23 protein-coding genes and 1 tRNA gene are annotated in these 21,442 nt (G+C 66.4%); 14 read left to right on the top strand and 10 right to left on the bottom strand.

The features are described 5' to 3' along the window. Window positions 1–187 precede the first annotated feature (187 nt). A complete protein-coding gene (locus K4L06_RS14550) occupies window positions 188–1,012 on the bottom strand; it encodes a glutaminyl-peptide cyclotransferase (RefSeq protein ID WP_255595145.1) in 825 nt (274 codons plus the stop codon). A gap of 167 nt (window positions 1,013–1,179) precedes the next feature. Here K4L06_RS14550 and parC point away from each other — a divergent pair, with 167 nt between their 5' ends. The 13 genes from parC to K4L06_RS14485 all read left to right on the top strand — a co-directional run bounded on the left by parC (window position 1,180) and on the right by K4L06_RS14485 (window position 13,768). Continuing rightward, window positions 1,180–3,423 (top strand): DNA topoisomerase IV subunit A, encoded by a 2,244-nt coding sequence (gene parC / locus K4L06_RS14545; RefSeq protein ID WP_221672059.1) that lies wholly within the window; start codon window positions 1,180–1,182, stop codon window positions 3,421–3,423. A gap of 493 nt (window positions 3,424–3,916) precedes the next feature. After that, window positions 3,917–4,519 (top strand): hypothetical protein, encoded by a 603-nt coding sequence (locus K4L06_RS14540; protein WP_221672058.1) that lies wholly within the window; start codon window positions 3,917–3,919, stop codon window positions 4,517–4,519. Between the two features lie 337 nt (window positions 4,520–4,856). After that, window positions 4,857–4,933 (top strand) — tRNA-Arg (locus K4L06_RS14535). A 95-nt stretch (window positions 4,934–5,028) separates the two neighbouring features. Further along, on the top strand, window positions 5,029–6,561 hold the full coding sequence (locus K4L06_RS14530) for an aldehyde dehydrogenase family protein (RefSeq protein WP_221672057.1): 1,533 nt from the start codon (window positions 5,029–5,031) through the stop codon (window positions 6,559–6,561). A gap of 194 nt (window positions 6,562–6,755) precedes the next feature. Continuing rightward, window positions 6,756–6,983: a hypothetical protein gene (locus K4L06_RS14525; RefSeq protein ID WP_221672056.1), complete on the top strand. Its 228-nt coding sequence runs from the start codon at window positions 6,756–6,758 to the stop codon at window positions 6,981–6,983. Between the two features lie 164 nt (window positions 6,984–7,147). Then, window positions 7,148–7,441, top strand: a complete 294-nt coding sequence (locus K4L06_RS14520) for a DUF4190 domain-containing protein (protein WP_221672054.1) — start codon at window positions 7,148–7,150, stop codon at window positions 7,439–7,441. 146 nt (window positions 7,442–7,587) lie between these two features. Continuing rightward, the gene (locus K4L06_RS14515; RefSeq protein ID WP_221672053.1) at window positions 7,588–7,818 is read left to right on the top strand and encodes a hypothetical protein; all 231 of its coding nucleotides are present in this window, start codon (window positions 7,588–7,590) and stop codon (window positions 7,816–7,818) included. 76 nt (window positions 7,819–7,894) lie between these two features. After that, window positions 7,895–8,119, top strand: coding sequence for a hypothetical protein (locus K4L06_RS14510; RefSeq protein ID WP_221672052.1), 225 nt, complete (start codon window positions 7,895–7,897; stop codon window positions 8,117–8,119). 233 nt (window positions 8,120–8,352) lie between these two features. Further along, the gene (locus tag K4L06_RS14505) at window positions 8,353–9,411 is read left to right on the top strand and encodes a quinone-dependent dihydroorotate dehydrogenase (protein WP_221672051.1); all 1,059 of its coding nucleotides are present in this window, start codon (window positions 8,353–8,355) and stop codon (window positions 9,409–9,411) included. 66 nt (window positions 9,412–9,477) lie between these two features. Beyond that, window positions 9,478–10,518, top strand: coding sequence for a UDP-N-acetylmuramate dehydrogenase (gene murB, locus K4L06_RS14500; protein ID WP_221672050.1), 1,041 nt, complete (start codon window positions 9,478–9,480; stop codon window positions 10,516–10,518). 38 nt (window positions 10,519–10,556) lie between these two features. Further along, window positions 10,557–11,426, top strand: a complete 870-nt coding sequence (locus K4L06_RS14495; RefSeq protein WP_221673644.1) for a DMT family transporter — start codon at window positions 10,557–10,559, stop codon at window positions 11,424–11,426. 319 nt (window positions 11,427–11,745) lie between these two features. After that, window positions 11,746–13,149, top strand: a complete 1,404-nt coding sequence (locus K4L06_RS14490) for a pectinacetylesterase family protein (protein ID WP_221672049.1) — start codon at window positions 11,746–11,748, stop codon at window positions 13,147–13,149. A 1-nt stretch (window position 13,150) separates the two neighbouring features. After that, entirely contained in the window at window positions 13,151–13,768 is a 618-nt protein-coding gene (locus K4L06_RS14485; protein ID WP_221672048.1) for a hypothetical protein, read from the top strand. 15 nt (window positions 13,769–13,783) lie between these two features. Here K4L06_RS14485 and K4L06_RS14480 read toward each other — a convergent pair whose 3' ends face one another. Next, the gene (locus K4L06_RS14480) at window positions 13,784–14,851 is read right to left on the bottom strand and encodes a sensor domain-containing diguanylate cyclase (protein WP_221672047.1); all 1,068 of its coding nucleotides are present in this window, start codon (window positions 14,849–14,851) and stop codon (window positions 13,784–13,786) included. Between the two features lie 349 nt (window positions 14,852–15,200). Here K4L06_RS14480 and K4L06_RS14475 point away from each other — a divergent pair, with 349 nt between their 5' ends. Beyond that, window positions 15,201–15,563, top strand: coding sequence for a hypothetical protein (locus K4L06_RS14475; RefSeq protein WP_221672046.1), 363 nt, complete (start codon window positions 15,201–15,203; stop codon window positions 15,561–15,563). Between the two features lie 182 nt (window positions 15,564–15,745). Here the strand turns inward: K4L06_RS14475 and K4L06_RS14470 are convergent, their stop codons facing one another. From K4L06_RS14470 to K4L06_RS14430, 8 genes are all read right to left on the bottom strand, one after another. Next, window positions 15,746–16,105 carry a hypothetical protein gene (locus tag K4L06_RS14470; RefSeq protein ID WP_221672045.1) on the bottom strand — a complete coding sequence of 120 codons (360 nt, stop codon included), beginning with the start codon at window positions 16,103–16,105 and terminating at the stop codon, window positions 15,746–15,748. Window positions 16,106–16,168: 63 nt separating this feature from the next. Continuing rightward, on the bottom strand, window positions 16,169–16,606 hold the full coding sequence (locus K4L06_RS14465; protein ID WP_221672044.1) for a hypothetical protein: 438 nt from the start codon (window positions 16,604–16,606) through the stop codon (window positions 16,169–16,171). Window positions 16,607–16,665: 59 nt separating this feature from the next. Beyond that, window positions 16,666–17,397 (bottom strand): pentapeptide repeat-containing protein, encoded by a 732-nt coding sequence (locus K4L06_RS14460; protein ID WP_221672043.1) that lies wholly within the window; start codon window positions 17,395–17,397, stop codon window positions 16,666–16,668. 673 nt (window positions 17,398–18,070) lie between these two features. Further along, window positions 18,071–18,571 (bottom strand): OmpA family protein, encoded by a 501-nt coding sequence (locus K4L06_RS14450; RefSeq protein ID WP_221672040.1) that lies wholly within the window; start codon window positions 18,569–18,571, stop codon window positions 18,071–18,073. Window positions 18,572–18,647: 76 nt separating this feature from the next. After that, window positions 18,648–19,523 carry an RHS repeat-associated core domain-containing protein gene (locus K4L06_RS14445; RefSeq protein ID WP_221672039.1) on the bottom strand — a complete coding sequence of 292 codons (876 nt, stop codon included), beginning with the start codon at window positions 19,521–19,523 and terminating at the stop codon, window positions 18,648–18,650. Between the two features lie 12 nt (window positions 19,524–19,535). Continuing rightward, the gene (locus tag K4L06_RS14440) at window positions 19,536–20,111 is read right to left on the bottom strand and encodes a hypothetical protein (protein ID WP_221672038.1); all 576 of its coding nucleotides are present in this window, start codon (window positions 20,109–20,111) and stop codon (window positions 19,536–19,538) included. 2 nt (window positions 20,112–20,113) lie between these two features. Next, window positions 20,114–20,488 (bottom strand): hypothetical protein, encoded by a 375-nt coding sequence (locus K4L06_RS14435; protein ID WP_221672037.1) that lies wholly within the window; start codon window positions 20,486–20,488, stop codon window positions 20,114–20,116. Then, complete coding sequence (locus tag K4L06_RS14430; RefSeq protein WP_221672036.1) at window positions 20,467–21,441, bottom strand: RHS repeat-associated core domain-containing protein; 975 nt, start codon at window positions 21,439–21,441, stop codon at window positions 20,467–20,469. Before K4L06_RS14430 ends, K4L06_RS14435 begins: the two co-directional genes overlap by 22 nt. Window position 21,442 lies beyond the last annotated feature (1 nt).

Below are 21,442 nucleotides of genomic sequence, written 5' to 3'. Positions count from 1 at the left end.
CCGCGCAGGGGATGCACGCGGAACCTGCGCCGACTCTAGGCCGCGTGCGCGGACGTCAGGCTGTCGCGGCGCTGACAAATTCGTCAGCTGCGAGGGACAGGCTCACCGCGGCATGCGACCGCGCCGCCGGCGGGCGCGGCGCGAGTATCGAGACGCAGTTTTCGAGGGCGCGGTTTCGAGGGCGCGATCAGCGCTTGCCGCCGGCCGGCGCCACCGGCTTGATCTCGAACAGGTCCGGCCACCATTTGCCGGTCACGAACAGCCGGTCGCGCGCGGCGTCGTAGGCGATGCCGTTGAGCACGTCGGCGCCGCGGCCGCCGCTGCCGTGGCGCGACAACAGGCCGCTGAGGTCGATCCAGCCGAGCACGCGCCCGCTCTTCGGGTCGATCCGGACGATCCGGTCGGTCTGCCAGACGTTGGCGTAGATCTCGCCCTTGACCCATTCCAGTTCGTTGAGCTGGTCGATCGCGCGGCCGCCGTCGCGCACCTCGATCCGGCCGCGCTCCTTCAGCGTCTTCGGGTCGAGCAGGCGGATCTGGGCGCTGCCGTCGCTGAGGTAGACGGTGTCCTGCGAGCGGGTCAGGCCCCAGCCCTCGCCCGGGTAGCTGAAGGTGCCGGCGGTGGCGAAGCTGCCCATGTCGAGGATGTAGCCGGCGCGCGAGGTCCAGGTCAGCACCAGCAGCTGGCGGCCGCGCTCGGTCTGGCGGTCGGTCAGTCCCTCGCCGAACACCGAGGCCGGCAGATTGGCCCGCTGCAGCACCTCGCCGGTGTCGAGCTTGACCTTGCGCACCGTCGAACGACCGTTGAGGCCGGTGCTTTCGTACAGGAAACCGTCGCGGAAGATCAGCCCCTGGGTGAACGCGCCCGGGTCGTGCGGGTAGCGGGCGACGACCTTGTAGGACCAGACCGGCGCGCCGCGCGGCGCCTGCGCGGCCATCGCCGCGGCGATGCCGATGCCGGCCGCGGCCAGGCACAGGATCGGCATGAGCAGGCGGCGCAGGCGACTCGGCATGGCGGTCTCAGGCTGAGCGATGGAGGGCTGGCAGGATACCGCGCCGGCCGGATCGGCCGCAGAGCCGGTGCGGCGGCCGGCGCGGCGGATGCCGCCGCGGCCGCGACGTCCCCGCCACCCCCTGCCCGGTTAGAATCCCCGGTCAGCCCTACCCAGCCCCAGGTTCCATGACTGATCCCGTACGTCCGGTCTTCCACGGCTTCGAACAGATCCCCCTGCGCGAGTACGCCGAGCGCGCCTACCTCGACTACTCGATGTACGTGGTCCTGGACCGCGCCCTGCCCTTCCTCGGCGACGGCCTCAAGCCGGTCCAGCGCCGCATCATCTATTCGATGAGCGAGCTCGGCCTGAACGCCGCGTCCAAGCCGAAGAAGTCCGCGCGCACCGTCGGCGACGTGATCGGCAAATACCATCCGCACGGCGACAGCGCCTGCTACGAGGCGATGGTGCTCATGGCCCAGCCGTTCTCGTACCGCTATCCGCTGATCGAGGGCCAGGGCAACTTCGGTTCCAGCGACGATCCCAAGTCGTTCGCGGCGATGCGCTACACCGAGTCCAAGCTGACCCCGATCGCCGAAGTCCTGCTCGGCGAGCTCGGCCAGGGCACGGTCGACTGGGACCCGAACTTCGACGGCACCCTGGAAGAGCCGACCTGGATGCCGGCGCGGCTGCCGCACCTGCTGCTCAACGGCACCACCGGCATCGCGGTCGGCATGGCCACCGACGTGCCGCCGCACAACCTCAACGAAGTGGTCAGCGCCTGCGTGCGCCTGCTCGACGATCCGGACGCGACCACCCGCGACCTGTGCGAGCACGTGCTCGGCCCGGACTATCCGACCACCGCCGAGATCATCACCCCGCGCGCCGACCTGATCGCGATGTACGAAAGCGGCCTGGGCAGCGTGCGCGCCCGCGCCGTGTTCGAGAAGGACGGCGGCAACATCGTCATCACCGCCCTGCCCTACCAGACCTCGCCGGGCAAGATCATCGAGCAGATCGCGACCCAGATGCGGGCCAAGAAGCTGCCGTGGCTGGAAGACATCCGCGACGAGTCCGACCACGCCAATCCGACCCGGATCGTGCTGGTGCCGCGCTCCAACCGGGTCGACGTCGACCAGCTGATGGGCCATCTGTTCGCGACCACCGACCTGGAGCGCAGCTACCGGGTCAACTTCAACGTGATCGGCCTGGACGGCCGGCCGCAGGTCAAGGGCCTCAAGGCCTTCCTGACCGAGTGGCTGAGCTTCCGCAGCGACACCGTCACCCGCCGCCTCAATCACCGCCTGGACAAGGTCAACCGCCGCCTGCACCTGTTGCAGGGCTTGCTGGTCGCGTTCCTGAACCTGGACGAGGTGATCCGCATCATCCGCACCGAGGACGAGCCGCGTCCGGTGCTGATGAAGCGCTTCGACCTGAGCGAAGAGCAGACCGACTACATCCTCGAGACCCGCCTGCGCCAGCTGGCGCGCCTGGAGGAAATGAAGATCCGCGGCGAACAGGCCGAACTGGAGAAGGAACGCGAGCAACTGGTCGCGATCCTGGCCAGCAAGACCAAGCTGAAGAAGCTGATCAAGGACGAACTGCTTGCCGACGCCAAGAAGTTCGGCGACGCGCGCCGCTCGCCGCTGGTCGCGCGCAACGCCGCGCAGGCGCTGTCGGAGACCGAACTGGTCGCCAGCGAGCCGATGACCGTGGTGGTCAGCGAAAAGGGCTGGGTGCGCGCGGCCAAGGGCCACGACATCGACGCGGCCACCCTCAACTACCGCGAAGGCGACGGCCTGCTGGCCGCGGCCAAGGGCCGCAGCACCCAGCAGGTCGCGTTCCTGGATTCGACCGGCCGCGCCTATTCCAGCCTGATCCACAGCCTGCCTTCGGCGCGCGGCAACGGCGAGCCGCTGACCGGGCGCTTCTCGCCGGCGGCCGGGGCCTCGTTCCAGGCGGTCGCGGCCGGCGACAACGACACCCGCTTCGTGCTGTCCAGCAGCCACGGCTACGGCTTCGTCACCCGCTTCGAAAACCTCACCGGCCGCAACAAGGCCGGCAAGGCGATGCTGTCGCTGACCCCGAACGCCAAGGTGCTGCAACCGGCGCCGGTCGGCGACGTCGACCAGGATCGCGTGGTCGCGGTGACCAACGTCGGCCACCTGCTCGCGTTCCCGGTCTCCGAGCTGCCCGAACTGGACAAGGGCAAGGGCAACAAGATCATCGACATCCCCAAGGCTAAGCTCGGCACCGAGCGCGTGGTCGCGGTGGCGGTGGTCGCCCCGGGCCAGACCCTGAGCATCAAGTCCGGCGCGCGCAGCATGGGCCTGTCGTTCAAGGAACTGGAGCCCTACCTCGGCGCCCGCGCCACCCGCGGCGGCCTGCTGCCGCGCGGCTGGCAGAAGGTCGAGGGCTTGTCGGTGGAGTAAGCCGGCAGCGCCGCCTGCGTCCGTCGCAAGCCCGAACGCCCCGCCCCGCGCGGGGCGTTCGCGTTTTCGCCGCCGGCGCATCCGCCGACGCAACGCGCCGCCTCCTGTAGGAGCGGCGTCAGCCGCGACCACCGAAGCGGTGCAATACCACGCCGGTGCCCGAAACTGCGGACCATCAAACTGCGGACAATCAAACTCCGGACAATCAAACTCCGGACAATCGGAGACCAGGACAATCAACCGTTTCTTCGCGGTTTCGGGTGACCACGCTTGCGAAAACCGCTTCGGCGGTCGCGGCTGATGACCGGAGGAAATCCCGTGGGACGCCGCTCCTGCAGACAACCGACCGGATTTCGCGAACCGATCGGCACCGGGGACCGCATCACTCGCAGGGACGCAACTGGCTCTGCCAGAATGCGCCGTGCCGCCGCAGCGACGGGCGGCGCCATTCGATCGGCGCGATCTCGCGCGCCGCACTTCAGGGGATTGTTCGATGCATCTTTCCAGGCGCGCCCTCGCGGCGGCTGTTCCTGCGCTGCTGTTCGGTTCGGCCTGCTTCGCCGCTCCGCCCGCCCCGGCCGAAACCGCGCCGACCGGCCCGGCCAAGCTGGTCGTCTATCTGTTCGACGTGTTTCACGGCAAGCATGCGCTGAACCAGCAGTTGGTGGAGCAAACCGCCAGCGATCCCAGGCTTCGCGCGGTCGCCGAAGCCGCGCTCGCCGGCTTCGACACCGGCGCCTTGGCCGCCAAGCTCGAACCGCTGTTGTCGCAGGTCCTGCCGGCGCAACAGTTCGAACCCTGCCTGGCGTTCGTCGAGTCCGAGGACGGCGCGGCGATGATGGCCGCCAGCCGCAAGGCCACCTCGCCGAACGAGATCGTGGCGCAGTTGCAGGCGCTGCCGCCGCAACGGCAGCAAGCGCTCGAGCGCTTCGTCGGCACCGAGTGCTACGCCAAGACCCTGGCCGTCATGTCCTCCGAACCGGGACGGCGCATCTTCGGCGAGTACGGCAAGGGACTGGTGTGTCGGTATGTCGCCGATACCCATCCCGAGCTGCTGGACAAGCTCAAGCAGCAGGGCGAATGCCTGGCGCCGTAAGCGCCGCACCGGGATCGAACGCCATCGCCGGCCCGGGCTGCCGGGACCGCGCTGTGCGCACCGTAGCGGCGGTCGCGGCTTCGCTGCGGACGCCAGGCGCTGAGGCTCGGGGCAAGCTGCACCGGCGACGGCCTATCCCGTGCACCTGCCCGGTCATGGCCGGGGTACCGCTGCGGCGGGTACAATTATTGGCTGGTCGCGCCGACTACAAGACCACACAGAGGAATGCTCGATGGGCGCCTGAGGCGGCCAAGACTCTGTGGATAAGCTGAGGTTCTAGCGCATCGTTAGCGCAGCAGCTTGGAGCGGACGATCTAAGTAACTGATTTTAAACGCCGGCCCCGTAGCTCAGCTGGATAGAGCATCCCCCTCCTAAGGGGAAGGTCACACGTTCGAATCGTGTCGGGGTCGCCAATCCCGGCGCCGCGCCCAGCGCGTCGCCCCGCCCTCGCGGGCGCCCTTCCCGTTTCGCCGCGCCCCCCGGCGCGGCACCACATGGAGCTTCCGGTATGACCCACCCCGTTCTCGCCGCCCTGGGACTCAAAGACAACGAGTCCGGCACCTACCTCGGCCATGGCGAGTGGGCGACGACCGCCGACGCGGGCGTGCTCGAGCCGATCAACCCGACCGACGGCGAAGTGCTGGCGCGCGTGCAGGCCTCCTCGCAGAACGACTACGAGACCATCGTCGAGCGCGCCCAGGCTGCGTTCAAGGTCTGGCGCACCACCCCGGCGCCGCGCCGCGGCGAAGCGATCCGCCTGTGCGCCGACGCGCTGCGCAAGCATAAGGACGCGCTGGGTTCGCTGGTCGCGCTGGAAATGGGCAAGTCCAAGCCGGAGGGCGACGGCGAAGTCCAGGAGATGATCGACATCGGCGACTTCGCGGTCGGCCTGTCGCGCCAGCTGTACGGCCTGACCATGCATTCCGAGCGTCCGGGCCACCGCATGTACGAGCAGTGGCACCCGCTGGGCCTGGTCGGCATCATCTCGGCGTTCAACTTCCCGGTCGCGGTGTGGGCGTGGAACTCGTTCATCGCCGCCATCTGCGGCGACATCTCGATCTGGAAGCCCTCGCCCAAGACCCCGCTGTCGGCGATCGCGTCCATGAAGATCTGCAACGACGCCCTGCGCGCCGGCGGCTTCCCGGACCTGTTCTATCTGTTCAACGACGCCGGCACCGAGCTGGCCTCGAACTTCGTCGACGACAAGCGCATCGCCCTGGTCAGCTTCACCGGCTCGACCAAGGTCGGCCGCCAGGTCGGCGAGCGCGTCGCCCGCCGCATGGGCCGTTCGCTGCTCGAGCTGGGCGGCAACAACGCGATCATCGTCGACGCCAGCGCCGACCTGAAGCTGGCGATCCCGGCGATCGCCTTCGGCGCGGTCGGCACCGCCGGCCAGCGCTGCACCACCACCCGCCGCCTGTTCGTGCACGAGTCGATCTATGACGACGTGCTGGCCAAGCTGGTCGCGGCCTACAAGCAGGTCGAGAAGAAGATCGGCGACCCGACCGATCCGGCCAACCTGATGGGCCCGCTCAACAGCCAGGACGGCGTGCAGGCCTACCTCGACGCGATCGCCAAGGCCAAGGCCTCCGGCGGCAAGGTCGAGACCGGCGGCGAGCGCATCGATCGCAAGGGCAACTTCGTCCTGCCGGCGATCGTCACCGGCCTGAGCAACGACGCCGAAGTGGTGCAGACCGAAACCTTCGCGCCGATCCTGTACGTGATGAAGTTCAAGCAGCTCGAGGAAGCGATCGAACTGCAGAACGACGTGCCGCAGGGCCTGTCCTCGTCGATCTTCACCGCCAACCTGAAGGCCGCCGAGGCCTTCCTGTCCGCGGCCGGTTCGGATTGCGGCATCGCCAACGTCAACATCGGCACCTCCGGCGCCGAAATCGGCGGCGCCTTCGGCGGCGAGAAGGAAACCGGCGGCGGCCGCGAATCGGGTTCCGACGCCTGGCGCGCCTACATGCGCCGCCAGACCAACACGATCAACTACTCCGATGCGCTGCCGCTGGCGCAGGGCATCAAGTTCGATCTGTAATCCGCACGCCGGCCTCGGCCGGCTTCGATGCGACCCGACAGGGCGGCCGGCGACGGCCGCCCTGTTTTGTGACCGAGGCTGCGAATCCGTTCCGCGCCTTCGATCGCGGACCGCGACCGCATCGGCGTAATCGCCGCGTTCGCGTCCCTAGCATGGATCCGCCAGACGGACTGGCGACATCGAGGGGAATGCCCGTGAAAGCAAGGAACCGCACTTCCAGCCGTACCGCCGCGCTCGCCCTGGGCGCGTTCGCCTTCGCCGCCGCGCTGACCGCGTCCGCGGCGATGCCGCAATGCGACCACTGCCTGGCCGGCTACTACGCCTGCCGCGCCAACAGCCCCGACCCGCAGCCCTGCCTGGAAGAGATGTGGGCCTGCGAAATGGCCAACGGCTGTCCGATCAGCCTGCCGCCCGACGCCTGAGCGCCGCGGCTGCGCCGTCCGGGCCGCCCGGCCCGGATCGCGCGTCTGCGCCGAAGCCACCCTGCGCGGCCGCCGCGCGCCTGTCTTTGCCCAGGCGCGCGTTTCTCGTTCCTTCCGGCGCCGTCGTATGCTGTGACGAACTTCAAGCAACGAGGGACCGTTCGATGCAAGCACCCGTTCGCCAGACCAACGTCCTGGCCATCATCAGCCTGATCGCCGGCATCCTCGGCTGGACCCTGTTGCCGATCCTCGGCAGCCTCGGCGCGATCGTCACCGGCCACATGGCGCGCGGCCAGATCCGCCGCGAGCCCGACCGCTACGACGGCGACGGCCTGGCCATCGGCGGCCTGATCCTGGGCTGGGCCTCGGTGGTCATCGCCATCGTCAGCATCGTGGTGATCGTGCTGTTCTTCGGCGGCCTGGCCGCGATCGCGGCGATGGCCGGCAGCAGCCACTGACCAAGCGCGCGCTGGCGCACTGCGCGGCCGCGCGCCGCTGGCGCCGGTCCGCTCGCGCCGCACGTGCTGCGGCGCAGCTTGTCCGCCCCGCCGCGCGCGCCTAGCGTGGCCGGGCCAGACGGACTGGCGACGAACAGGACGTTTCGATGAAAGCCGCATGGAAAGGATGGACCCGCACCGCCCGCCTCGCCGCGCTCGCCGCCGGCGTGTTCGGTTTCGCCGCCTCGATCACCGCCTTCGCGGCGGTCGACCGCTGCGAGGAGTGCCGCACCAACGTGCTCGAGCCTTGCCAGCTCTACACCCCCGACGCGCGCCCGAGCTGCTTCATGCAGTACCGCGCCTGCCTGACCGCCTACGGCTGCCAGCTCGAGCCCTGAACGCCCCAGCCCTGCCCGCGCGCCGCGCCCGAGCGGGCGCGTCGCCGCACCGCATCCACTGCAAGGAGACGCAAGGATGAGCCACCGCCCGACCCGACGTATCCGCCTGACCCTGGCCCTGGCCGCGTTCGGCTTCGCCGCCGCCGCGGCGGCGACCTCGCCCGACGAGGAACGCTGCCGGCAATGCCGCATCGCCTGGGAGCACTGCGTGCTCGTCGCCGAAACGCCGAACCAGGCCCAGGCCTGCGAGCTGCGCTACGCCGACTGCGTCAGCACCCTGGACTGCCCGGCCGATCCCTGAGCCCGGCCGCGCGCGTCGCCCTGCGGCGGCGCGCGTTTTCCCCGGCGCCGTGCGCAAGCCGATCCGTCGGCGCGACGCGGCGCAGGTCCCGGCCCCGCCCCGGCCGCCCCGCCGCGTCACAGTCCGCCCCGGCGAGTGACGGTTTTCGGCCACAAACGCCCCGTCGAGGTCGCGGCGCGGCGCGGCATCGGCGATAATCGGCGTTCCCGTCCCCGAGCGCCCCCAACGACCTCGTGTACAGCCTCGCCCGACCCTTCCTGTTCGGCCTGGACGCCGAACGAGCCCATGGCCTCGGCCTGACGGCGCTGGAAACCGCTTATCGCACCGGCCTCAATCCGCTGATGGCGCGGACGCCCAAGCCGCTGCCGACCAAGGTCCTCGGCCTGACCTTCCCCAACCCGGTCGGCCTGGCCGCCGGCCTGGACAAGAACGGCGCGCATATCGATGCGCTGCTGGCGCTGGGCTTCGGCTTCGTCGAAATCGGCACGGTCACGCCCAAGCCGCAGGAGGGCAATCCGCGCCCGCGCATGTTCCGCCTCGCCGAGCAGCAGGCGGTGATCAACCGCCTGGGCTTCAACAACGAAGGCGTCGAGGCGCTGGTGCGCAACGTGGCCAAGGCGCGGCGCAAGCGCGGCCTGCTCGGCATCAACATCGGCAAGAACAAGGACACGCCGAACGAGCGCGCCGAGAACGACTACCTGTACTGCCTGGAGCGGGTCTATCCGCTGGCGGACTACATCACCGTCAACATCTCCTCGCCGAACACCGCCGGCCTGCGCGAGCTGCAGGAAGAACAGTCGCTGCGCCGCCTGATCGGCACCCTGCGCGAGGCGCAGGAGAAGTTCGGCGCGCGCGAAGGCCGGCGCGTGCCGATGCTGGTCAAGATCGCGCCCGACCTGTCCGACGACGACATCGAGGCCGCCAGCCGGGTGCTGAGCGAGCTGCAGGTCGACGGCGTCATCGCCACCAACACCACCATCGCCCGCGACGGCATCGAAGGCAGCCCCTATGCGGGCGAGGCCGGCGGCCTGTCCGGCCGGCCGCTGATGGCGCCATCGACCGCGGTGCTGCGCAAGATGCGCACCCGCCTGCCGGAAAGCATTCCGATGATCGGCGTCGGCGGCATCCTGTCCGGCGCCGACGCGGTGACCAAGATGGCCGCAGGCGCCAGCCTGGTGCAGTGCTATTCGGGCCTGGTCTATCGCGGCCCGGCGCTGGTCGACGAATGCGTCGAGGCGATCCGCCGCCGCAAGGAAGCGCCCAGCCGCGGCAACATGCCGCCGACGATCTGAGCGCGCCGCCATCCTGCTTTCTTTTTCCATCCCCGCTTCCGCCCCCGTAGCCGCAGGCCCCAGCGCATGAACTCCAGCGTGCGCGTGCAGCGCGACGTGTCCCTCCGCGACCGCAACAGTTTCGGCGTACAGGCGCGCGCGCCCTGGCTGGTCGGCGTCGACGACGCCGCCGCGCTGCCGCAGGCCCTGGCGCTGCCGGAACTGCGCGACGGCCCGGCCCTGGTGCTCGGCGGCGGCAGCAACCTGCTGTTCGCCGGCGATCCCGCTGGCGCCGTGCTCGAACTCAGCGGCCGCGCAGTGCGCACCCTCGAGGACGACGGCGAACGCGCCATCGTCCGCGCCGACGCCGGCGCGCCCTGGCACGGCTTCGTCATGCGGATGCTCGAGCAAGGCCACGCCGGCCTGGAAAACCTGGCCCTGATTCCGGGCACGGTCGGCGCCGCGCCGATCCAGAACATCGGCGCCTACGGGGTGGAAGTGCGCGAGTTCGTGCATGCGGTCGAGGCCTACGAGCCGGCGACGGCGCGCTGGCACCGCTTCGACGCCGCGCAGTGCCGGTTCGGTTATCGCGACAGCCTGTTCAAGCAGGCCCCCGACCGCTATCTGATCGTCGCGGTCGAATTCGCCCTGTCGCGCCGGCCGCAACTGCGCCTGGACTACGCCGGCATCGGCGAGGAACTGGCGGCGATGGGCGTGGCCGCGCCGACCCCGCTCGCGGTGGCCGAGGCGGTGATCGCGATCCGCCGGCGCAAGCTGCCGGACCCGGCGGTGCTCGGCAACGCCGGCAGTTTCTTCAAGAACCCGATCGTACCGGCGGCGCAGGCCGAAGCCCTGCAGGCGCTGCATCCGCAAGCGCCGGTGTTCCGCGGTCCGGACCCGGACACGCGCAAGCTGTCGGCGGCCTGGCTGATCGACGCCTGCGGCTGGAAGGGCCATCGCGACGGCGACGCCGGCGTGTCCGCCGCGCACGCCCTGGTCCTGGTCAACCACGGCCAGGCCAGCGGCCGGCAACTGCTCGACCTGGCCCGGCGCATCGCCGACTCGGTGCAGCTGCGTTTCGGCATCGCCATCGAACCCGAGCCGCGCGTCGTCGGCGCGAGCTGGTGAACGCCGCGCCGGCGCATCCGCTGCGCGCGGCCGGCCTGATGCTGGCCAGCACCCTGTCGTTCGGGGTGATGACGATCGCGATCCGTTTCGCCTCGCAGTCGCTGCACACCTTCGAGATCGCCTTCTTCCGCAATCTGTTCGGCCTGCTCGCGGTGCTGCCGCTGCTGCTGGGCGCGCAGCGCGCGGACCTGCGCACCCGCCAGCTGCCCAAGTACTTCGTGCGCTGCCTGATCGGCATATGCTCGATGCTGGCCGGGTTCTGGGCGATCGGCCACCTGCCCTTGGCGCAGGCGATCTCGCTGACCTATTCGACCCCGATCTTCGTCACCATCGCCGCGGTGCTGTTCCTGCACGAACAGGTGCGCGCGCGGCGCTGGCTGGCGGTCGCCGCCGGCTTCCTCGGCGTGCTGGTGATCGTGCGCCCGGGTTCGGCCGAGTTCTCCATCGACAGCCTGGCCGCATTGCTGGCCGCGGTGCTGGGCGGGGTGATCTCGATCCAGATCAAGCAGCTGTCGCGGATCGACTCGGCCAACACCATCGTCCTGTACACCTACGCGTTCTGGGTGCCGATGTCGCTGGTCCCGGCGCTGTTCGTATGGCAGTGGCCGCAGGGCATCGACTGGCTGTGGATCGTCGCCGCCGGCGTGTTCGGCACCGGCGGCCAGGTGCTGTGGACGCATGCGCTCAAGCTCGGCGAAGTCTCGGCGCTGACCCCGATCAGCTTCATGCAGTTGCCGCTGGTCGCCGCCGCCGGCTGGCTGTGGTTCGGCGAGTCGCTGGACAGCTACACCGTGATCGGCGCCGCGATCATCCTCGGCTCCAACGCCTACATCGCCCATCGCGAGGCGGTGCTGGCGCGGCGGCGCGCTTCGGCCGCCGCCACCGCCGGCGCGACGCCCGGCGAGTAAACGCCGCGACCGGATCTCAGGCGACGGCGACCCCGGCCTCGCGCGAGGTCCGCGCATTGGGCGAAGACAATCACATGCTGCAGCGCACGACATCAGCTCGCGCAGAGCCGATTCCGTGATCGTTTGCGGGGCAAAAGCGGACAGCGGCGTAAGCATTCGCGGACAAACTCGCCGCGCGACGCAATTCCGGCCTCGAGCCGATTGACCCGCCCTCGCGCCGGGGCTATCCAGACGCGGCAGTACGGACGCGCCCTCCCCGCCTGCGCCGATATGCACGGCGCTCGTCCGCCCCTCGGATGCCCAACAAGGAGAGAGTTTTATGGCCCTGAGCCGACACGCCGCCGCCGTGATGCTGGGCGGCCTGGTCGCCCTGTCCAGCCTGCCCTCGCAGGCCGAAACCGGCGATTACGGGTTCTTCCAGACCCTGCGCAATCTGTTCTCGCCGCCGCGCGCCGACAATCCGGTGCAACCGGCCCAGCGCAGCGGCCACTACCCGCTGCTGAGCCGCAGCGCCGCGCGCAGCGACGGCTTCGACCCCGCCGCCTACTACTCGTGGCAGACCGTGCAACTGCCGGCCGAGACCGGTGCGATCTGCGGCAACGGCTCGCCGTACAAGATCTTCGTCAACCGGGTGCCGAACACCACCAACACCATCATCTACATGGAGGGCGGCGGCGCCTGCTGGGACTACGCCAGCTGCACCGGCGCCACCGGCGTGCGCGGCGCGCGCAATCCCAACGGCGTGCCCGACGACTACATGAAGCTGCTCAACCCGGGCGCGAGCCTGGTCAGCCCGTTCGTGACCCGCGTCAGCCCCTTCGACGCGGTCAAGACCCAGGGCTGGAACATGGTCTACGTGCCCTACTGCACCGGCGACATCTACAGCGGCGACAAGGTCGCGGTGTACGACGACCCCAGCGGACAGAAGCCGCCGCTGGTCTGGCACCACAACGGCCTGCGCAACACCCGCGCGATCACCGCCTGGCTCAAGGACAACCTGCCGCGTCCGGGGCAGATGCTCAGCACCGGCTGTAGCGCCGGCGGCGCCGGCAGCCTGATCTCGTTCGACTCGCTGCGCACCGAACTGGCGCCGACCAACGGCTTCCTGATCGACGATTCCGGCCCGATCTTCCCGACCCCGCGCAACGGCAATCCGGCCGAGTACCCCTCGCAGCCGCTGATGACCACGATCCGCGAAGTCTGGGGCCTGGACGCGCCGAACGGGCCGCTGGCCTTCCTCTCCGCCGGCCTGCCGCAGGTCGATCTGAACGAGCTGGGCTCGATCTATCCGGCGCTGGCCAACAAGCACCGCAACGATCGCCTCGGCCACACCCACTTCTGGAAGGACCTGAACTACTCGTCGTATTCCTACGAGCGCTTCCACGACGACATCCGCCAGGCGCCGACCCAGGAAGCCAAGCAGGCGCTGATCCACGCCAAATGGGGCGTCGACACCCAGCGCCTGGCAGCCCGCCTCAACGGCCTGGACAACTTCGGCGGCTACTTCCCGCAGTACCGCAAGCTCAACGAGAGCCACTGCACCACCATCGTCGATTTCAAGAACGGCGACGTGCAGGCGCAGAACCTGGAGCTGAAGCACTTCATCGACAGCGTGCTCGACGGCCAGGGCAAGGTGCTCGACGCGGCCGAGGACAGCGACGCGGCCGACCGCGCCAAACCCTTCAACCTGCTGTACTGGCTGGTCGACCAGTTGCTGACCTGAGATGCGCAAGCCGGTCCTGATCGCCACCACGCTGACCGCCGCGGCCCTGGCCGCGGCGGTCGGCAGCGCGGTGTGGGCGCGGCGCGACGCCGGCGTCGCGCCCGCACCCGCACCGGCGTTCGCGAGTTCGGCCGCCGCGCCAGCGCAGGCGCAGCCCCTGCTCGCCACGCCGCAAGCGCGGCGATATCGCGAACGCCAGCAGTTCCAGCGCGAGGCACGGCAGTTCTTCGACCAGGCCGCGCGCCTGCCGGCCGTCGAACGCGAGCGCCGCGCGCAGGCCCTGCAGCAGGGCATCGACGCCTACGAGCGCGCCGGCGAACTCTCGGCCGGCGAAACCGTGCTGCTGCGGGTCGCCCTGATCCGCGCCACCGTCGCCGATCCGGTACGACAGGCCGAGTTGGTCGAGTCCCTGGCGGTGCGCTACCGCGGCGAAGCCGAACGGCGCAACGCGCAATGGGCGCAGCAGCAGGCGCAAGACCCGCGCTTTCGCCAGTACAAGCAGCGCGAACGGGAAATCGTCGCCGAAGTCATGGCGATGGAGGCCATACCGAACGGACTGAGCCGTAACGAATACCTGCGCCAACGGCTGCAGGCCGAACGCGAGCGCGCCTACCGTTGAGCCGGGCGGTCCGGCTCAGTCGCCGTGCGCCACCACCACCCGGTTGCGCCCGCCGCGCTTGGCCGCGTACAGCGCCTGATCGGCGCGGGCGATGGTGTCGTCGCTGGTTTCGCCGGCGCGGTACGTGGCCAGGCCGATGCTGAGGGTCAGCGGCAGCCCGACCGGCAGGTTGGCGATGGCCTCGCGCACGAACTCGCATTGCAGCTCGGCCTGGCGCAGGCCGGTCTCGAACATCATCAGGAATTCTTCGCCGCCGTAGCGCGCCACTCCGGCCGGCCCGGCGGCGTACAGGCGCAGGGTTTCGGCCACCGCGACCAGGATCCGGTCGCCCTCCGGATGGCCGTGGACGTCGTTGATCACCTTGAAGTGATCGATGTCGAGCACCGCGACATGCAACTGGCCGCCGTCGCGGCGCGCCTGCGCCTGTTCGAACGCGGCCGCGAACGCGCGTCGGTTCGGCAATCCGGTCAGCGGATCGGTGCGGGTCAAGGCGGTCAGGTCGGCGTTGCTGGCTTCGAGCTGCTGCTGGTACTGCAGCAGCTGTTTTTCGTACCAGTCGCTTTCCTGCAATTGACGCGCCAGCGCGCGGCTGACCCGGCGCAGCTCCAATACCCGCGAGGTCTGCTTGGACAGCGCCAGCAACGCCTTGCGCTGATGCGGCAGCAATTGCCGCGGCACAGTGTCGATCACGCACAAGGTGCCGATCGCCTCGCCCTGCGGCGTCACCAGCGGCGCTCCGGCGTAGAAACGGATATTCGGATCGTCGACCACCAACGGGCTGTCGTGGAAGCGTTCGTCCTGGTGCGTGTCCGGCACCACCAGCGGCTGGCTCGGATCGAGGATGGCGTGGGCGCAGAACGCCAACTCGCGCGGGGTCTGGTCCACCGCCAGGCCGAGCTTGGCCTTGAACCATTGCCGGTCGGAGTCGACCAGGCTGACCAGCGCGGTCGGCACGTCGCAGATCGCCGCGGCGATCGCGACCAGATCGTCGAAGTCCGGCTCCGGCGGCGTGTCGAGAATGTCGTAGCCGCGCAACGCGGCCAGGCGCTCGGCTTCGTTGGCAGGAATATCGGGCTTGATCACGGCACGAGTTTCCTGACGACGGGCGCCGGCCCGACGGCCGGTACCGGTGCGGGCAGTCTAACAAGCCGCATGTGAGGCCACTTCACCGACCCGGCATCCTGCGGCGCCGATCACAACCGCCAGCCGGGCCGTTCGTCGTCTCGCCCGTCCGGCGAGCGAAACCGCGCCGACGCGCAGCGATCCATCGACGGCGGTCACGCTTCCGCGGCTCCGCGCCGCGCCGCCGACGCCGACGCATCGACTGCAATCTGCCCTGCCTAGCATGGCGTCCCCCGAACGCGCCGACCGACCGCCGGCGCGGCCCACCCGGCCGCCGACCCCGCGTCGCCGGTCCTTGCAGGACGATGCAGTGAACGCCCACGACTACGTCGAGCTCAAGAGCGAGATCCTCGACGGCATGCGCAGCTACATGGACGACCTGCGCGCCGACGGCGCCGCCCCCGGCTACGCCGAACGCGACATCGACGCCTGCGAAGCCATCGTCGACCGCTACCTCGACGCCGCCCGCGACGGCAGCGGCGACCTTGCCCGCGTCCGCGCCGCGCTCAAGACCGCCGTGCTCGCCCTCAACGCGCTCAACGCCCGCTGCGGCTACGCCCTGATCGAGACCGAGCAACGCGAAGGCCTGTGCGACCTGCTGCTCGGCGCCGCGGCCGAGGCCGGGCTGGGGTCGGGCGAGGAGGATTTGACCGAGGCCTGGCGGGAGTGGTGAAAGGCGAGGCGCTCGCCGCCATCAAACTCGGGGTTCCACGCCGAGGTCGAGTCGACCCCGTCGACGGGCTACGCCGCCGCTTGGCAACGGGCTAGCGGAGGTATCGAGCCCCCGGTCTCAGCACGCCGCGGGTGGGCACTGCAACAAGCGCCGACTGCCTCAGTCGCTGGCAACGCCATGCATCAACAAACCTTGGCCCCGATCAACGTCCCACTTTCGAGCCTCACCCCGAAAGCGCATGTATACACCTCCCGGCCAACCTCTTTCGAACACGCCAAGCCACCTGCAGTCTTGGTCGTCAGCTCGTCGGAGCAAGGGTCCCTGACAGCTTTCCCCTTCATCGCCTGGTACAGATCCTTGGCAGCGTCCGACTCGACAAAGAACACGGCCCGGTCGCGCTTTTGCGCCGGCCCCGGATCGACCAGGTGCGCTGAAGTAATCGCGTAGCTACCGGACAGTTTCCGGTAGCCCTGGTCGTCGGAAGCGAGGGCGCCCGCTGCGAACATGTACATTGCGCCACTCCACAGCATTTTCGCCTTCATAGCTCGACCTCCCTGAGAGCATGGATAGCGGCAGCACCGACCTCGGAGCTGCCTGCCACTTGCTTATTCCGCGCTGCCGCCCTCGCTGCGGCGAACGATTCGATCTGGAACCAACAACCCGCGGCCTTGGCACGATACGACCACTTCGACCCGATCGGGTTCGATCGCATCGTTGACGAAGATCGCGATATCGACCTCATCCGAACCGACCTCCAGGCTGAGCAGTTCTTCCAACCTGATGTTGAACACCGACACCATACCTTCGGGCGAACTCAATCGCCCCGAGTAAGCAAGCATCCCCGTCTCAGCTGGCCGCGAAGAAAGCACGATCTTCGTCAGACCATCGGCGCCATTGAGCGTTCCCACAGCAACGCAGGAGTCGGTCGCAGTCGCCAGCTCATTACCAACCAGGGCCGGAAGCTCGCACGCCATAGAACCGGCGACGAACACCAATGATTTCTCGACATGAACGCTGATTATTTCCCTCATCTGCAGAACCATTGGCCTTTGAAGGTGTAATGCCCCACTCCAAACGAGTCGATACTGCCTTTCATCCTGAGTCAGGCCAGCAACGACCCGAACGTCGCAGCCGCTTCTCGCAGCCCCTCAGGGAATGGCCCGACCAAAAGCTGATCCTTCTGCCCAGTCGATGCGTCGTAATCCAGAAGAGCGAGCAGAGTCTTTTGCTGCCTGGCTGCCGCCGGCTCTGGAGGCACTGGAGCGGCCCTGAGCCAAGCCGCAGCTGCCGCTGTGTCTGCTATGTATAGATAATCGTCGCCAACGGGAAGTGTTTGCGCAGCAACACAGATTCCCGTATTGAACCCAACGTCCCGCAAAGTAGCCGACGAGAAATCATTGCCGCAGAACTCATTCCGCCAACGCCCGACCAACTGCGCATCCTCCGCCGGCACCGCACCATGAAATGTGGCTTCATTGATCACCGTCCTCTCGAAAACGCAGTTGATCAATTCCAGATCCAAAGCGATGACTTCCCGGAGAGTGCATTCAACGAACCGACACTCTGTCAGACTAGCTCTTCCTGCTACCGACAGTCTCAAATCACAGCGTTCGAAAACACACTCATTGAGATAAGACATCTTCGGACCGGAACCAAAGCAAGCTTGCTTGGCATGTATCCCAGTAAAAGCACACGACTGCAGCGTACTCGCCTCAATCCGGAAAGAATCCACCCGCATATCGGAGAACTTATCATCCTTACGGTCGGTCGTTATCTCCAGGGATGCCAACCTGTTCTTGCCAGAACCGCCAACGGCCTTAGCGACAATCTTCATAGCGGCATAACTCCACCTTAGCCCCCCCCTTTTAGGGTCTGGCCCGACTAGGGCGGAATCCTGTCGAGAACGACCGGCGCGAGAATCCAGCCGGAGTGTACGTTGCAGGCCCCTGCCATATCGCTCAGCAACGTGCTAATCAGCAACTGGATTAATTTCTACGCGTCGATTCCGCGACCGTCCTTCGTCCGTTCCATTGTCGCCTACCGGCAGGTCGCTCCCATGTCCGACAGGAGTTCTCAGTGAGGATGGAGACACCCCTGCGGCAAGTAGCCAGTCATACGCGATCCTGGCTCGTCTAGCGGACAGCTCCCGACAGTTTCCGCTGCACTCGATTGCGTCGGTGAAACCGACCACCTCGAAGCTCATCCCGGGCGTAGCCTTGATAGTCTCAGCATTCAATTGGAGCGCTCTTCGATAGAACTCCTCGGGCTCGGCCAGCGCCGTCTCGATGCCTTCGTCGTCCATTGGATGCCCGGACTTCATGTGCAAGGGAACCATCTCCAGCCCAGAGAACAACGAAGCTCCATCTGTTCTGATCTGAGTTGCCCGCCCGCATGAGGAGCCAAACGCGACCGATAGAAGCGATAGCAGAATCACCCTGCATATCACTTCAATCCGCCAGACAGCTTCGTCGCCTACCCGGCATCTTGTCGACGCGAGAAGCGTCGCATCAATCGTAACTAACATAAGCACGTCTGTTACGAGCACGCCCCTTCTCTGTTCCGTTGTCGTCTATGGGCCTTTCGGCGCCAAACCCCTGTGGCGCGGCGAGCCTGGAACTCGGAATACCCATGCCAATTAGCCAATCAGTTATGGCTTTGGCCCGGCGCAATGACAATTCACGGCATTCTTCACCAGCACACTCCCTGGAATCCGTGAACCCAACCACTCTGAGCGGAATGTCCGATGGCATTTTTCCAAGCAGATGCAAATCTTGCTTAAGAGCCTCCCGATCCGCCGACGAACTCAACAGAGCAACAGAAAAATCTTCACCCTGCCTAGGTCTAGCCGTTTTAAAATTTACGCCGATAAAGTCAACCGGATCGGAAAATACAATATTCCGAGCACCACCCATCGCCTGCCCCTCTCCCGTATCCACACCTGCACATGCAGACATCAGGAGAATCAAGCACATGGCCATGCACCGCGAATACCAATGGAAACCAATCATCGGCAACTCCCTTCGCTAGATTTAGCGCAAGACGACATCACAGACATCTTAGCTCGCCCGTTCACCGCCTCCTCACTTATTCCATCGCCCGCCCCCAAGGAGTCCATATGTTGTTTCCATTTTGCATGTATCCAGTGGCCTTCTGGTAATAGCCTTCAGCCCGATAGCCGTGCTGCTCCCTTTCAAATCTCTCAGCTCTCGATGACGGAAACCCTTTTTCGACTATTCGCACCCCATGGTCGCCCTCATGAACCGCCCTCATAGCTAGCCCATTGACGAGGCCTGATGCTCTCGCAGAATCCCTTCCGGAAATAGCCGCAAGATCAAACGTAACAGTACCGCGACCCGTCCTATCCGTATTGATGTTCGCGTAATCTCCCTTAAGACTACCAAAGGAGATTTTTACATTTTCTACACCCGCCTTACCATAGAACGCAACGGCTTTGCTGAGAGCAGCTCTCTGCGAAGACGACAGCTTCGGGTCAACGGCCGCTCTCGCCGCCATGCCGATTGCCACATCGAATCTTTTGCAATTCCCCTTATCGCCCGTACACACATATCGCCCATCAGGATCAATGAAGCGGTAGGGGTTGTCATTCGCATACCAGTAGCGATTGAAGTTTCCTCCCGTCTTTGAGTTTGCACCGACTGGGTCGATTGACAGGAAACGACCTATATCTGAGTCGTAATAGCGCTGCTGCATGTAGACCAAACCGGTCGCAGTGTCATTTACATGACCGGTATAGCCAGGGCCGTCGCCCCCTGGGGGATTCAAGAGTCGACCATACGGCTCGTACTCGCTACGTTCCGTAACATTTTGATTGACGTCGGTCACCGCCACGAGGCTGCCGAGCGCATCCGTATGGATGTATTCGACTGCAGTCTCCGCTTTTGCCCCAAACGGGACAAAGCTCAGCAGCGCTGCCGCGATGAGGTTCAAGATCAATTTCATATCGTCGTCCTCTTAATCCATCGCCTCAGTCCGCCGAGTCGCCGGATACGGCGGGCTCGACCAGGCTGAGCAGCCGCCGCTGCCGCAGGCGCGGACGGCGTAGTTGTAGGCGCAGTACTGGCCGCTGGAGCCGGACTGGATCTGGGTGGCCGAGCCGCTGTACAGCTGGGCGCCGTTGTCGGTGGACTGGAGCTGGTAGCTGCTCGCCTTGGCGACCGCGTTCCAGCGGATCGTGCAGGTGTCCAGGACCACGCGGCCGCGCAGGGTGTTGCGTAGCCAGTCGGCCAGGTTGATCGACGGCGCCGCCGGCGGGTGGTCGACGGTGATGAAGCCCGGCGAGGAGTACGGACCGCAACCGGCATCGTTGCAGCCGCGCACGCGATAGCCGTAGGTGCCGTCCCAGCGTCCCCAGATCGTCGCGCCGCCGGTGTTGGCCTCGTAGATCAGGGTCCAGGCGCCGCCGCCGGCGCTCTCTTCGAGCTGATAGCGGGTCGCGGTGTCGACGCCGTTCCAGCCGACCCAGAAGGTGCCGTTGTTGCTGCTGGCCGGCACGCTGATGCCCGGCGCCGCGGTCGGCGGGCCGATCACCTTTATTTTACGACCTTAATCGTATCCACATAAATCACGCTGTCAGAACAACCGCCAGCCTCGATGCGACGGTCCTTGATGTCAAACCATGCCGCATCGGGAAAGCGAGGGCGGAGAACAGTAGTGCCTGACAAAATTACAACCCGCTCACTCCACCGATCATGTTCTCTCATAACCGACTTCGGCAGCGCCAAGTCATAGCATTTTCCATCGATCACGCGTACCGAGGCAGCGCCGTACCCTCCAGGAAAAAGCTCAAGAATTCCTTTCACTTCAATCGCCTTCGGATTCGTTAGCACAGGCTGTTGCAACGTGCACGATGATAGGCAAGCACATGACAAAGCCACACCAAAGCTCAACAAGAGCTTGAAGAACATGACACCCCTCCCGAGTTGGATGCACCGTCGGACCGGTTCCATGCATCAATCTGATTGATCAAGTTACGGCGAGCCTCCCCACGCAACGCTGCTCCTTCGATCTGTCTGACCCTGTAACCAACCCCTGTTTTTTCTATAGCAAAAACACCCGCACGAGAAAAAACATAATTGGTCTGCCCGGTCACATTGACAAGCCCAGCATCACCCCGACCGGGAATCTCACTAATTTCACCCGGATGGGTATGGCCGGCACTATCGTCTCCGATCAGCCCAGCGACATTATATCTACCCCCTGTTCCAGAATCACCATCGCTGCAGGACCAACATATTTTCTGGAATGGATTGGATGAGGTTCCGTCAGCCCCGACCTTGATGCCTTGCTCTTCAGTGGTCTTCTTGTTGACATTCAGCTTCGTACCGTCGGAGAGTCGGCCGGCCTTATGGGCCTGAACTGCTTGCGCATCTTTCGCTTGAGTTCTCGCATTTGGCCCAGGCTGCTGTGCCGTACCAGTCTCGCTTTTAATCGACTGATAGCAAACCCGCGTACCAGTAGGACACGCTGCTCGTCCGTCCGGATCGATAAACTTATAAGGATTGCCGTCTGCATACCGATAACGGTTGAAGTTACCCCCCTCCCTCCCGCTGGCTGCTACAGGATCCACGGACAAGAACCTGCCTAACTCGGCGTCGTAGTAACGCTGTTGCATGTAGCTAAGCCCGGTCTGCGTATCAACCACATGCCCCGTATATCCCGGCCCGTCGGCCGCAGGTCGATTCAGCAATTGGCCATAAGGTTCGTACTCGCTCCGCTCGATTGTGTTCTGGCCGGCATCGGTCACCGCCACCGGACTGCCGAGCGCATCGGTATGAATGTATTCGACTACGGTCTGCGCCTTGACACTCGGTGAGGCGATAAGCAGCGTCGAACAGGCGAACATTGAGATCCATTTCATG

This window comes from Lysobacter sp. BMK333-48F3, from assembly GCF_019733395.1.
In the GTDB taxonomy this organism is placed as follows: domain Bacteria; phylum Pseudomonadota; class Gammaproteobacteria; order Xanthomonadales; family Xanthomonadaceae; genus Lysobacter.
This window is presented reverse-complemented; position numbering and strand designations above follow the sequence as displayed.